Below are 13,092 nucleotides of genomic sequence, written 5' to 3' on the forward strand. Positions count from 1 at the left end.
TAGAACAACGTTTTAAGTGTTTTATTAGGTTTCGCTAAATATTTCAACTAGACAAATTGAACATGGGCAAACTGCTTTTGTGCAAAATTTTGTAAGTCCGTATGTTGGATTTCATTTATAGCAATTGTTTGTTTCGTTAGTTTTGGCGGTTTATCTTCTCCCGCCCAAAATTGCAATAATTCGGCATTTTGATCAGGAGTAAGCTGTTCTCTTATATATGTCAGTAAATTCTCTAGAAATTCTCCTTCCCAACGCCCTTCTACACCGTAAACGTACGGCTTTTCACTATACAATGCTAAATCATAAGATGGATTTTCCCAATGGAAAATATTTAATTTGGCAAAAGCATCTTCATCAGGAGCATTTAAAATTTCAACATCATCCTCCATTGAATGCCATGCTTGCTCTGGGAAATCATCTGAAATTGGATATAGCTTTTTTAATTCACGTACAGAAATGTAGTCAAATCCTGTATAATCCGCCTCATTCAAAGGTTTGTCAGCAACCAAAACAGTATATTGTGTCATAAAATCAGAACCTTTCTATGTAAATTCATTTTGCAGTTTCCCGTGGACCCCATTAACCCCCACCTTACATTACTGGTGGTAATGCCCCTGTTTACACATTAAATGTAGTCCATTAATTTTCACTCAAATGTTATGAACTATCATATTTATCTACTTAGTCAAAATTCCGTATATTTAGTAGAAGTCCATGCAGTACGATTGTGTTATTTAACCTTAATATCACGAGTAAAACCCTCTTAACTTTTCTGGCAAAGTTTTATTCATAATAAATCCAGCCGATGCTAATCCCATTAAAATAAATAAAATCGCAAAAACATTATCGAACCAGCCCATTTGAATACTATTCGTTAGTTTCGAACCACCAATTATTATTATTAAACCAACAATCCAAGCAAATAAAAAACCTACAATATACTGTAACCATTCCCTTTTTGAAAGTTGTTTAAAAAGAGCTCGGCTTTTATAAAATTTCATAATGGAGAAAATCAATAATAAACCAGTCATAATAATTCCAACCATTATAATCCCTCACTTTATAAATTCATTCGTAAACATCATAGCCAAAAAAATATCATAATCATTCGCGATAGATATATTTTAGAAAACATATTTGAGATGAGGCAATTTCATTTTTTAGCCCCCTTTATTTATTCCCTTTCTGTTTCAAAGCGTCAACATATTGTTTCGCCTCTATTAATGAAAGCCCTAATGTTTCTCTAACTCTTTTTACTGCTTTGACATCATTATCTTCGTTTAAAAGCTGTCGTAATTCAGTATTTATTGAGATTTCAGGTACATCAATGTGCCTAGATATCCGGTCTATCACATGTTCTAAACCTTTGATACGACCATTAAGTTTAATGACAGAAACAAGTAAATAAATACAAATAAACAGGATTAAAACATCAATAATATTTATTCCCATAAAAACCCTCCTCTCCCTTTATACGTATATACATGATGGAAGTTTCGAATTTAAATCATTTGCATAGAAAACTTTAATCAACGACTTTAAAAGCTACATACTGTTCATAAGCAGCTCCCCTATTCAATTGAATGGGAGGATTCCCTAACTTGGTAACGTTATTTAGATATACATTTTGTATCATATTCAGTAACACTTTGTCCGATTACCCTTCAAAAAGACTGTCCAATACTGCTTGTTTTTCTGTATAGAATGGTATTTGATTTGAATTTAAATCCTCTTCGTATACGTAAAAAATCAATAAATTTCTTTTAATAAACGATGTATACGAAACCAAATTGAAATTTGCAGTCTTAGTAGCAAATTCTTTTTCACCTTTCTCACGATCCTCTTGTGTGCCGAATTCATAAATAACAGTCCATTTTTTATTTAACTCATATACTTCTGGCTTCACACCATTGGAATACTGATTGAATTAAATATAGAATTTCATCCCTTTATAAATACGGACACAACACACATTAACGGAAAAAAGATAAAAATTTGCCACATCGAAAATCAAACGAAATTAATAAGTAATACATAATTGCAGTAACAAACGAAACGACAATTAATTGTAAAATTTTATTTAACATAGCCCTCTCTTGAATTTTCAATAATATCACTCGCTTCTTTTTAGGTTATAACTATGGGTCGCTACTATCGCCACCTTCTTAGAATTCATCTAAATCATTTATAACAACGATTTCAGGTTCACTTTTAACGGCATTAAGCTCGCCATTAAGAGACTCTATTACATCCAATGAAATATCTTTGTATTACCTTTTAGCAAAACATCTTTCTTTGGAAGATATTTTGTTGAAAATTACATAAAATAATTAATAATACAGGACAATTTACAGGATTAATTTGAATTATATAGCGGTCCTGTTAGAAAACTGTATTTACGACGTTAAGAATATGCACAATTTCATTCATGGCGTTCGCATGTGTAGGCCGATGCCACGTACTCGTAAACACGCGCTATGACGGATTTCTAACATCCATGAATAAAATCATGTATAAACAATATGCCACGAGAAAAGCCAAGAACGCTGATAGTCCAATGTTCTTGGCTTTTTTTGTGTCCCCAAACTTTGATTTGGGAACGTTTTTTAATTTATTTATGTATATTTTATAAATCTTTATTGAACGAAGGCTCTATATAGAAAATTTAAATTTACTTAAAAGGAAATTCATATCCTATGTAGTTAAATGTCATTGTAAATCCTAAATTTTCAGCCACAGCAATAGAGGGCTTGTTTGATTCCATACAGTCCCAATACGGAATGAGATTATAATGTAAACATTCTTCTACATAAGACTTTGCTATTTTTTGACCTAGCTTTTTGCCTTGATGCAGTTCTAAGGTTTCAATACTTATACAATGCACTTCTCTTACGACAAAGCACGAAACACAAATACTCACAATTTCATTTTTATAAATGATACAATAACCAATTCCATGATCAAAAAATAGTTCAGACGAAGACCAGAACTCTAAAATTTTTGAATGTAAAAATTCGATGTTTTTTATTGCATTGTCTTTATTTTCATAAAGCTGTTTTGTTATTTTCTCAGCTCTATACTCTTTTCCAATTGTGAGTTCATTGTTATATGTATAATCAGCTTTTTGCAGCGTATATACACGTTGATTCCAGCTACCTAATTCACGATTACTTAACAATTTTTCAATCGCTTTATTCCATCTTGGATGATTACCAACAACTTCAAACCAATGTAAACCTAACTTTAGTGCCTCGGGTATAATGAATTGGTCAATAAAAGCATTTAATTCGTTATTGAATGCTTCGTTTTTTTCATCTCCAATAAAGATAAAACCATCATTATTACCTAGCCAAATAAGGCCAGATGTTGGCGAAGCAACATCATCTACAAATACTCTACCTGGATTTATTCCTTCAATTATTGCATTTGCTTCTAATTGACCATGCTCATATAATAGTTCTTTACACTTGAAAAATTCTAAGCTATTTAATTCTGTAATCATAAAAAAATCCCCTCACTTTTTAGTTTTATTAGAGTTTAACTATAAATTACAAATACACTTTAAAGAAAACTACCAAAGTTTCATTTGGTCACATGTATTAAAAACCACTAGACTCTCCCTAAAATGCAAAAACACAAAATAATAATTCATTCAAAATCAACCAATACCTTTTACATTATAAAAAAGTTAAGGACATAACATTATTTACGTTATGTCCTTAACTATGCCAACTAAGCTTCCTATTACTATTACAACTAAATACTTTCTCTACTTTAGACAACTGTATTACTAATAAGCGTCACAAAGCCGTTCATCGAAGCTCTATCAAATAATTGATCTATTGATTGATTTGAGGTTTGGCTAAACAAATACCATTGATTTTCAGTAGCGTCATGAATCAAAATTTGAGGTTGCTTAAGCACAGTTCCATCTGAAGACTGAGATAAAGAATAAATATCAAAACGCTTTACACTTTTCCCTTCTTGGTCTATAAAATCATATTGCGCATTTTTATAATAGTCCCCAGCTGAATCAATATTGAAATACCATGAATAATTAGCAGGCGCTTCAACCTTACTTCCCTTGTTTTCTATAAAAATATTGTACGCGGCCTCGTTATAACTATTCCCTTTCATTTGCTGGATTACTCCGCCCATTGTCATATGAAATTCGTATTGCATTGCTTTGATTTTTACTCCATCAATAGCAAACGGCTTTGTATCAATCGTTACTATGCCGTTTTTGTAATCAACATTACTGCCAAATGTTTCGGCAATAAAACGCATTGGAACAAAAGTACGATTATTTTTCATGTATGATTTTACATCAAGTAGCTCGGTTTTACCGTTTTTCACCACTTTATTGCTATTCAGTTTCAAGATTACTTTCATATCGTTTTTAGTAAGCGTCACTTGTGAATCCGACCAATGGACAGTAGCCCCCAAATTTTCACTAATGACACGTAATGGAACCATTGTACGATTATTTTTAACTGTTGGATTCGCATCGGAAACAATCGTCACACCGTCAATTTTTATTTGAGCGGTTGCTGCATAAGTAGGTGACGAGGTAATGATTAGAATTAATGCAAGGAAAATCCCTGAGATTGCTTTTTTCATCATTTAAACACTCCATTTTTAAGTAAATTTGTACCGTACGATCAATTGCATCTAAATCTTTTTAAACTTGTTCATTCGGGATCATTCTACTTTAGCTAAACAAATTTTATATTCTTTTTGATTGAAATTTCAGCTAAAGCAAAGAGTAAACCTGCAATGGCAAATAAAATAATGGCGCTTAAAATATTTAAATTATATTCTTCTATAAAACCAAAACGAGAATTGTATAATATTTTAAAAACAAGAACGCCTAACATACCGCCAAGTAAAGTAAACATAGCAATTTTAACTTTTGATTTTATTACATATTTGTTTACGATAAATGTTAGAGATAAAAATGAAATCGGATATAACATTACAAATAAGGCTGTTGTAAGGAGCAAATATGCGGGTCCTATTTCATCAAGCCCCAAATATTCTGTTGTCCTTATTTTATTCCCTTCTACAGTTTCTAATCCAACTGTTGCAATGGAAAACAACAATATAAACGGTATCCACATGATTAAACTATGATAAAAAGTTTTCATCCATTTCCTCTTTCTTAAGGGTCTTAATAAATTTGACGTAACAAGTGGATTGAAGTTACACTTTTTCAACTTTCTGATAATTGATGTATACAATGTTTAATTCAAAATTATCCAATTACATTAAGGTAACCCCAAAAAATAAGGACACAACATTCTTTATTTTGTGCCTCTTCTTAAGCAATTCATTACCATAACTAGAAAAACCTTTGTCTATCTCATGGTGCTGTATTACTAATCACCGTCACAAAGCCGTTCATCGAGGCTCTATCTAATAATTGATAGATCGATTGTTGTGCATTTTCACTAAATAAATACCATTGACCTTCTGTAGGCTCATGAAGTAAAATTTCAAGTTGCTCCAAGCCGCGTAAAGAATAAAGATCAAAACGTTTGATACTGTTCCCCTCTTGGTCTAAAAAATCAAATTGCACATTTTTATAATAGTCCCCAGCAGAAACATTATGAAAATCCCACGTGTAATTAGCAGGAGCTTTGACTTTACTACCTTTGTTTTCTACAAAAGTATTATAAATGGCTTCGTTATAACCATTGCCCTTGCTTTGCTCTACTACCCCTCCCATAAACAGATGATATTCTTGCTGCAATGCACTTACGATTACACCATCAATAGTAAATGGCTTTGTACCAATCGACACTATGCCGTTCTTGTAATCAACATGACTACCAAATGTTTCAGCAATAAAACGCATTGGAACAAAAGTACGATTATTTTTCATATATGGCTTTACATCTAAATACTCCGTTTTCCCGTTTTTTACGACTTTATTACTTTTCAGTTTTAAAATTACCTTCATATCGTTTTTAGTAAGCGTCACTTGTGAATCCGACCAATGAACGGTAGCACCCACATTTTCACTTATTACACGTAAAGGTACCATTGTTCGATTATTTTTAATTTCTGGATTTGCATCCGTTACAATCGTTTTTCCATCCACTTTGATTTGAATAGTTGCTGCATAACTAGTTGACGAGGTAAGGATTAGAATGAATGCTAGGAACACCCCTGAGAACATTTTTTTCATTTTTGATAACCCCTTTTTAGACTAATTTATGATTTTCATTCCTACAAAAAGCAATTTTCCAACTAAGGAAGCGCAACAATCAAACATTGGATACACAGTAAATTAATCAAACAAATAGGATAGTAGATTATTTGTAATCTCTTCATCGTATTTTGGAGTGTAAGGATCTGCAAAACCATGTGCAGCATCCACAATTTCAACAACCACATTAGAGTGATTAGAAAGCTCCCTCTCCAATTCAATCGGATTAAACGATTTCTCCCATGTACCGAATATTAAAATCGTTTCTGCATTCGGTACTACTTTTGTATATTGCCGAATGCGTGAGCCGTAAAAGCCAACTACTTTGTGTACGAAAGGATTATTACTACAAAGCCAGGCAATTGTGGCACCAATGCTAAAGCCTACAATACGTATATGTGAATATTTGCCTGATAATTGGTAAATCAAAGAATTCACTTCATTTTGCGCCTTTTCAAAACCAACGTTTGTCATAAAATTTTGATATGCAAGTTCTTCCTCGTCATATGAAAATGGTTTATCTTTTTGTAATAAATCCGGGACATAAACATCATACCTTTTTTGATAAAATGCATGGGCATAATGTTTAATGTGCGTATTTATTCCGTATATTTCATGTAGTAAAATAACGCATTGATTTGATTTTTGTATTAATTCCATAAACATGAATTCCTTCATTTTTAGTTTTACGTTTTTAGACGCTTACCTTATGTTACACTGAAAAAATTAAGGACATAACATAGCTCATATGTTATGCCCTTTTCTTTCTTACGCTATATGTTTCCATAACAAAAAACCACTTCTCTCATTATGGAACTGTATTACTAATAACTGTTACAAAGCCGTTCTCCGCAGCTTTATCAATTAATTGGAGTATAGATAATCTTGCGGAATCACTATTCACATACCAACGATTTTCGGTAACTTCTTGAACTAACATTTCGGAGTGCCCTGTTTGTATCGAATAATAAGTATCAAAACGTTTGATACTTTCACCATTTTGATCTAAAAAATCATATTGCGCATTCTTTTCATAGTCCCATTCCTCTAATTGAAGAGGATAAAAGTCCCACGGAAGATAAATAGGAGCTTTGACTTCTCGGCTATTATTTTCTACAAATATATTGTAAATAGCTTCGTTATAACCATTCCCATTGATTTTCTGTACTACTCCCCCCAATGTCATATGATATTCGTATTGCAACGCACTTACTATTACACCATCAATAGCAAACGGCTTTGTATCAATCGTTACTATGCCGTTTTTGTAATCAACATTACTGCCAAATGTTTCCGCAATAAAACGCATCGGAACAAAAGTACGATTATTTTTCATATAGGGCTTTACATCAAGAAGTTCCGTTTTACCGTTTTTCACCACTTTATTGCTATTCAGTTTTAAGATTATTTTCATATCATTTTTAGTAAGTGTGACTTGTGAATCCGACCAATGGACAGTAGCGCCCAAATTTTCACTAATGACACGTAATGGAACCATTGTCCGATTATTTTTAACTTCTGGATTCACGTCCGTTGAAATCGTTACCCCGTCCACCTTAATTTGAGTAGTTGCCGCATAACCAGGTGACGCGTTAAGGATTAAAACTAACGTGAGGAACATACCTAAGAACATTTTTTTCATTTTTTCACTCCTTCTTTCAGTAAATTTATTAACGTTATACTAATTCACCACTTACCATATTTAAAATATTCAATAAATATAACCCGCATAAGAAAAAAGGATATACGGCTATACTGAGCACCATATCCTTTTAGTAGATTAGATTATTTCATTTTTATTCTGCAGTATTACTTCCCATCCCTAACGCAATCATTTGTTTCAATCGCACAGGGTCATCGGATTTTATTGCAATATAGTTGTAGTGCTTTTCCTTCCCTAAAAATAATGTTGCCTTTTGTGGCTGTTTCATTTTTAAGATGAAATCAGGATACACTTTTTCAAAATCACGTGCGACAAATTCAAGTGTGTCTTTTGTGCATTTTTGTTCCAGTACCGCCCTGTCTTCTATGATGCTTTCAATATTATGTAAGTCCATTTTCATTCGCTTCATTAAACCGAGTGAAATGTAAAGTTTTCCATCTTGAATTTGAACTGGATTCATTCGCACAGCTTGTATATCCGCTAAGAAAAAGACAATCGAATAAACATTCAATATTAATAATACAAACGAAATAATCGGCCATTTTGCATGTAAGAAATAATGAATGCCGAGTGTTTCCACAATAATGGCATGAATCATCATCACTTGAAATGCGATATAACTTGAATTTTTATGCAAGGTAATGCCGTTTGGAATCGGTTTCTTCCAACTCGCTAGCGCATAATACACCATAAGCAGCTCGGAGCAAACCATTTGAATAAGGAAGTTGTTTTTTACATATTTTTCAACGGCTGTATTAAATGTATATAACACAGGTAGCTCGTTATGCTTCACTTCTTGAATAATTTTCGGTAAATAGCGCAGCAATGTAACAATGAGTAAAAGTTCGAATAAAACGAGTAGTACTTCCATCCCGATGCCTACTAATGTAATCGTCGAAAATGGTGCTAACAGGTCACTTGGAATAAACAAACGAATGCCTATACAACCGAATGCAATAAGCGCAATGGCTGTTTTCCATGAAAAGTGTTTTCGGTATAACATCCATAATATTGGTGCGACAAGCAATAAATCGAATAACGAACCAAGTACAACATACTGCGATTCTTCCGGTAAAATACTTGTGCCAATTGTTGTTTGATAAAGTGCCAAATTACTGCCAACTACGAGTAGAAGCAGAACGAGCCAAATCGGTTTACCCTTTTCAATCCAAGTCATTTGAAATCACTGCTACTAAAAACATAGAAGAATGTAGAAATCCTCCTACGCTAGACAATTTCCTGCTTCTTCGTACTCTGCCTCGCCAATTGCTTGCTACTACAATTTTTTAGCACTCCACAGGCGTAAATTCGGATGTAGCCCATCCTACATGTATATGGTTTCGTTAAGTGAGTACCGTATATTCCTTCGCGTATTTTAGATTTAAACTAGCATTGAAATCACGGCTATGAACTATACCGCAATGATCACAGCTGAATATACGCTCTGAAAGGCTTAAGCGAGCTTTCTTGGTGCCACAGCTTGAACATTGTTTCGATGATGGATACCATTGATCAACTATTCTTAGTTCAATTTTGTGTTCCAGACATTTTGCAAGTAGCCATTTTTTAAAGGTATAGAATCCTTGTTGAGCAATTGCCTTGGCTAAATGTCGATTCTTCATCATGCCCTTTACGTTCAAATCTTCAATCGTAATATATGTTGATTTGGTTTTCACCAGCATATTTACAACATAAAGAATGTATTGTAATCGGATATTTGCGAGTCTAGCGTGCAGTTTTTGAACAGCGATTTGCTGTTTTTGCCTGTTTTTAGCGCAGAATTCACCTCTCTTTCGGTTTTTATTTTGTTCATAACTGCGACTTAATTTTCGTTGTTGACGCTTTAATTGCTTTTCTAGTTGAATCACCCGTTTCGTTTTATTGATATTTTCAAATTCAACGTGATGACTACAAACCGCAAAAATACTTATACCTAAATCAATTCCAATTCCGTCATGTTCGGATAGTTCAACAGTTCGCATTGCATCTTCTTCGCATAAAACTGAAATGAAATAGCGCCCCGCCTTGTAAGAAACGGTACAGCTTGTCACTTCAGCGCGAGTCGGGATGTAACCATATTCCTTTAGCCTAACCCAGCCGATTGTCGGAATCTTTATGCGGTGGCGTTCAACCGTTAAATCTGTGGCATTGTTTTTTGGGAAATAAGCTTTCACATCTTGATTTTTCCGCTTCTTAAAACGGGGGAACTTAGCTATTCCTTTAAAAAATTGTTTAAACGCTCTATCTCCGTTCATAATGCTTTGTTTCACGGATTTACTTGAAACATCCTTAATCCACGAATCTGTTTCCTTTGTATGCACATTATTTAACCATTTTGAAAAGTCGTAACCCGATAAATGTTTCCCTGTTTTTTTATAGTTTTCCTGGGCTGTTTGAATGTATAAATTATAAACATAACGACAAACACCAATTGTCTGATTCACTTTTTGTTGTTGAGTGTCTGATAGTAAGAGTTCAGTTTTATAGGCTTTCCTCAAAACTTTTAACCTCCTTTGTGGGACGATAAAGAGTTCTTTTTTGGCATAATCCTAATTTTGCGTTATTTTCACAATACCATTTATCAAACTTGCGAATTTGTTTCGTTTATAAGTTGTCTTTATAGGTATCTAATAATATGTTTTACCACATAATTCCGCACTTTAAACAACTGTTATTTACTCCTTTTCACCATTATACATTTTTACCCAATCAAATAAAACATATTTCACCGCGCATAATTTCTCACGCTACAACTCCCCCCGCTGCTGATAAGACGTAATCCCACCTTTTACATTCGTCACGCGCTCATAGCCAAGCTTTTTTAGTTTTTTACATGTTTCCAATGAACGTAAACCCGAGCGGCACATGACCACAATTTCCTTATCCTTTGGTAGCGCGGCAATGCCTTTCCCGTGCGGATCATTCAAAAACGGTGCCACGTGCATTTTATTAAAATCCCCTGCACTCCTCACATCGATAAAAATCTTATGTTGATCGCGCAGCATCGTTTGCAATTCATCTGTTGTAATCGTCTTCACGCCAGCAACCGGACGCATTTTCCATACGACTATCCCCGCGCAAATGGCTAATATAATAATCAGTTCTACCATATTATTTCCTCCGTACATCTCTTTTCATAAATCATTTATCAGACTGTTTTTCGATCTGCTTTGGCATTTTCATCATGTAATAGATCCCAAAACCGATACTCACAATTCCTAGCGTAAGTGATAATAAGAAATTAACTGGTGTCATAATGCCTACATTGATGATAAAAACGCCTAGTATAATATATAAAATATACATCTCTTTCCCTCCAAACTTCATGTTTTTATTATAGCATGTTCATTTCAACATAAGAATTTCACAATTTGGTCGTTAATATGACAAATGTCCAAAGATTGCTATGAATTTAGATTCATAAAAAATGAAATGATAATATATTTCCGCTACAATAATCAATGTCATAACAATTTCAAGCAGGAGGATTTATACACTTATGAAGAAAATCATTTTATCAGCATTTGCATTGTTTTTACTATTTTCACCACAAGCATTTGCACATACTTATTTGGATGTAACAACACCAGCAGACGGAGACATCGTAACAACAGACATTCAGTCCATTGAATTAAACTATTCTGGGAAAATTGAAGAGGGTAGTTTCTTTACACTCGAAGACAGTGAAGGCAATGAAATTCCTGTCAGCTCGTTTACAGTAGATAACGGCAAATTAACAGGCCAATTAGAGGAACCGCTCAAAAACGACGTGTATACAGTAAAGTGGAATAGTATTAGCCAAGACGGACACCCATTATCAGGACATTATTCATTTACAGTAGACAAAGTAGAAACGGAATCGATTGAAGAAGTGAAAACAGAGGATCTGGCAGACATCGAAAACATCGAACTTGAATCGGAAAATCCGACGTCCCCTGTAGAAGTAGAAAAGGATAAACAAAATTCATCTTCACCGTTAGTAATTGCAGGTGTCATTCTAGGTGTTTTAATCGCAATTAGCGCAGTCGTATTATGGAAGCGTAAAAAATAAGTATGATTGTAGTAACGATTTTAAGTCAATTTATTTTATACGTGAGCTTATCCATATTAATGGGCGCATTTATTATGCGACTCATTCCCACGTCATTAAAGCCAGAAATCTCCATTCCAGCTAGATGGATTTATGTAAGTTTGTGGAGTATTCCTATTGTGACGTTTGCACCTATTTTACAACTGCTCGTTATTTTAACAAAACAATTTGGGTTGTTTCCGAGTTTACTAAAAATTATCACAAACTATCAGGTCGGACATTCTTGGCTCGCTTCTGCTGTGCTTACATTGATTTTAGCCGCACTCTTTACAGTGAGCCAAAAGCGCGTGAGTCATTTGTTCACAGTCATTTATCTGTTTCTTTTAACTGCGATAATTGCAGCGATCGCTTTTGCCAGTCATGCACATGCAATGGGTTCGACTACAGGATTCTTCCTAGACTTTATCCATTTATTCGCCATTAGCGTTTGGGTCGGCATTCTTTTACAAGTGAGCTTTTTTGCGATTTCTTATGAAAATTGGGAAGTGTTTTTAAAATGGTTCTCTCCGACTGCAATTGTCGCTGTCACTGCCATGGCACTTAGCGGTATCTTTTTAACAGAGACGATTGTGCCGGATTATATTACAGGTTGGTCGAGTCCATATGGGCATTGGTTATTTATGAAACATGTGCTGTTAATTCCGCTCGTTTGCCTCATTTTTGCGAATGGCGTGTTGATCAAATTACAGCTAACAAAACCGAATTTCAATCCAACCATTTGGACGAAAATAGAGGCGGTATTACTACTATTAATCGTGCTCGTAACAGCTATTTTTAGTGAGCACCAGCCACCGATGCCTACCGCACAAAGCGATAATTTATCGTTGCTCATGCAGTGGATGCTTTCCACGCCACTTGAAACTGGTATGATGGGGCATTTTCAAATGAACGGGACTGGGGTCATTTTCTTTATTTTAACAGCGGTCTTTATCGGGCTGTTTATTGTGAGCTTTATTAAACGAGCGCCACTACTCATTCCGATATTGTTATGTTTAGCAATTGCCATTTGTTTTTATATGGGCATGATGTCTATTACCGTGTTTGATTTTACTGGCAAGATCGCCCCACACAAACATTAACCATGAAAAAACAGCAACGAGATCGGGATTATTCCCTGTCTTGTTGCTG

At 34.2% G+C, this 13,092-nt stretch carries 15 protein-coding genes; 2 read left to right on the plus strand and 13 right to left on the minus strand.

Annotation, left to right across the window (positions count from 1 at the left end):
* Positions 1-47: 47 nt before the first annotated feature.
* The 13 genes from MHI10_RS10840 to MHI10_RS10900 all read right to left on the minus strand — a co-directional run bounded on the left by MHI10_RS10840 (position 48) and on the right by MHI10_RS10900 (position 10,984).
* Complete coding sequence (locus MHI10_RS10840) at positions 48-527, minus strand: hypothetical protein (protein WP_340785397.1); 480 nt, start codon at positions 525-527, stop codon at positions 48-50.
* Positions 528-746: 219 nt separating this feature from the next.
* Positions 747-1,046 (minus strand): hypothetical protein, encoded by a 300-nt coding sequence (locus MHI10_RS10845; protein WP_340785398.1) that lies wholly within the window; start codon positions 1,044-1,046, stop codon positions 747-749.
* 124 nt (positions 1,047-1,170) lie between these two features.
* Complete coding sequence (locus tag MHI10_RS10850; protein WP_340785400.1) at positions 1,171-1,452, minus strand: hypothetical protein; 282 nt, start codon at positions 1,450-1,452, stop codon at positions 1,171-1,173.
* A 205-nt stretch (positions 1,453-1,657) separates the two neighbouring features.
* A complete protein-coding gene (locus tag MHI10_RS10855) occupies positions 1,658-1,906 on the minus strand; it encodes a hypothetical protein (RefSeq protein ID WP_340785402.1) in 249 nt (82 codons plus the stop codon).
* A 765-nt stretch (positions 1,907-2,671) separates the two neighbouring features.
* Positions 2,672-3,502, minus strand: coding sequence for a GNAT family N-acetyltransferase (locus MHI10_RS10860; RefSeq protein WP_340785403.1), 831 nt, complete (start codon positions 3,500-3,502; stop codon positions 2,672-2,674).
* Between the two features lie 272 nt (positions 3,503-3,774).
* Entirely contained in the window at positions 3,775-4,620 is an 846-nt protein-coding gene (locus MHI10_RS10865; RefSeq protein WP_340785405.1) for a copper amine oxidase N-terminal domain-containing protein, read from the minus strand.
* A gap of 95 nt (positions 4,621-4,715) precedes the next feature.
* Complete coding sequence (locus tag MHI10_RS10870) at positions 4,716-5,147, minus strand: hypothetical protein (RefSeq protein ID WP_340785406.1); 432 nt, start codon at positions 5,145-5,147, stop codon at positions 4,716-4,718.
* Between the two features lie 215 nt (positions 5,148-5,362).
* The gene (locus MHI10_RS10875) at positions 5,363-6,190 is read right to left on the minus strand and encodes a copper amine oxidase N-terminal domain-containing protein (RefSeq protein ID WP_340785407.1); all 828 of its coding nucleotides are present in this window, start codon (positions 6,188-6,190) and stop codon (positions 5,363-5,365) included.
* Between the two features lie 102 nt (positions 6,191-6,292).
* Positions 6,293-6,871, minus strand: a complete 579-nt coding sequence (locus tag MHI10_RS10880; RefSeq protein WP_340785408.1) for a dienelactone hydrolase family protein — start codon at positions 6,869-6,871, stop codon at positions 6,293-6,295.
* Positions 6,872-7,019: 148 nt separating this feature from the next.
* Positions 7,020-7,853 carry a copper amine oxidase N-terminal domain-containing protein gene (locus MHI10_RS10885; RefSeq protein ID WP_340785409.1) on the minus strand — a complete coding sequence of 278 codons (834 nt, stop codon included), beginning with the start codon at positions 7,851-7,853 and terminating at the stop codon, positions 7,020-7,022.
* Positions 7,854-8,007: 154 nt separating this feature from the next.
* The gene (locus MHI10_RS10890; RefSeq protein ID WP_340785410.1) at positions 8,008-9,051 is read right to left on the minus strand and encodes a beta-carotene 15,15'-monooxygenase; all 1,044 of its coding nucleotides are present in this window, start codon (positions 9,049-9,051) and stop codon (positions 8,008-8,010) included.
* Positions 9,052-9,217: 166 nt separating this feature from the next.
* Positions 9,218-10,372 carry an RNA-guided endonuclease InsQ/TnpB family protein gene (locus tag MHI10_RS10895; RefSeq protein WP_340785411.1) on the minus strand — a complete coding sequence of 385 codons (1,155 nt, stop codon included), beginning with the start codon at positions 10,370-10,372 and terminating at the stop codon, positions 9,218-9,220.
* A 249-nt stretch (positions 10,373-10,621) separates the two neighbouring features.
* Positions 10,622-10,984 (minus strand): rhodanese-like domain-containing protein, encoded by a 363-nt coding sequence (locus MHI10_RS10900; protein WP_340785412.1) that lies wholly within the window; start codon positions 10,982-10,984, stop codon positions 10,622-10,624.
* 389 nt (positions 10,985-11,373) lie between these two features.
* Here MHI10_RS10900 and MHI10_RS10905 point away from each other — a divergent pair, with 389 nt between their 5' ends.
* Together MHI10_RS10905 and MHI10_RS10910 are read left to right on the plus strand one after the other, a co-directional pair.
* Positions 11,374-11,925: a copper resistance CopC family protein gene (locus MHI10_RS10905; protein WP_340785414.1), complete on the plus strand. Its 552-nt coding sequence runs from the start codon at positions 11,374-11,376 to the stop codon at positions 11,923-11,925.
* Between the two features lie 2 nt (positions 11,926-11,927).
* Positions 11,928-13,043 carry a copper resistance D family protein gene (locus MHI10_RS10910; protein ID WP_340785415.1) on the plus strand — a complete coding sequence of 372 codons (1,116 nt, stop codon included), beginning with the start codon at positions 11,928-11,930 and terminating at the stop codon, positions 13,041-13,043.
* The last annotated feature ends 49 nt before the right edge of the window (positions 13,044-13,092 follow it).

This window comes from Solibacillus sp. FSL K6-1523, from assembly GCF_038005225.1.
Taxonomy (GTDB): Bacteria; Bacillota; Bacilli; order Bacillales_A; family Planococcaceae; genus Solibacillus.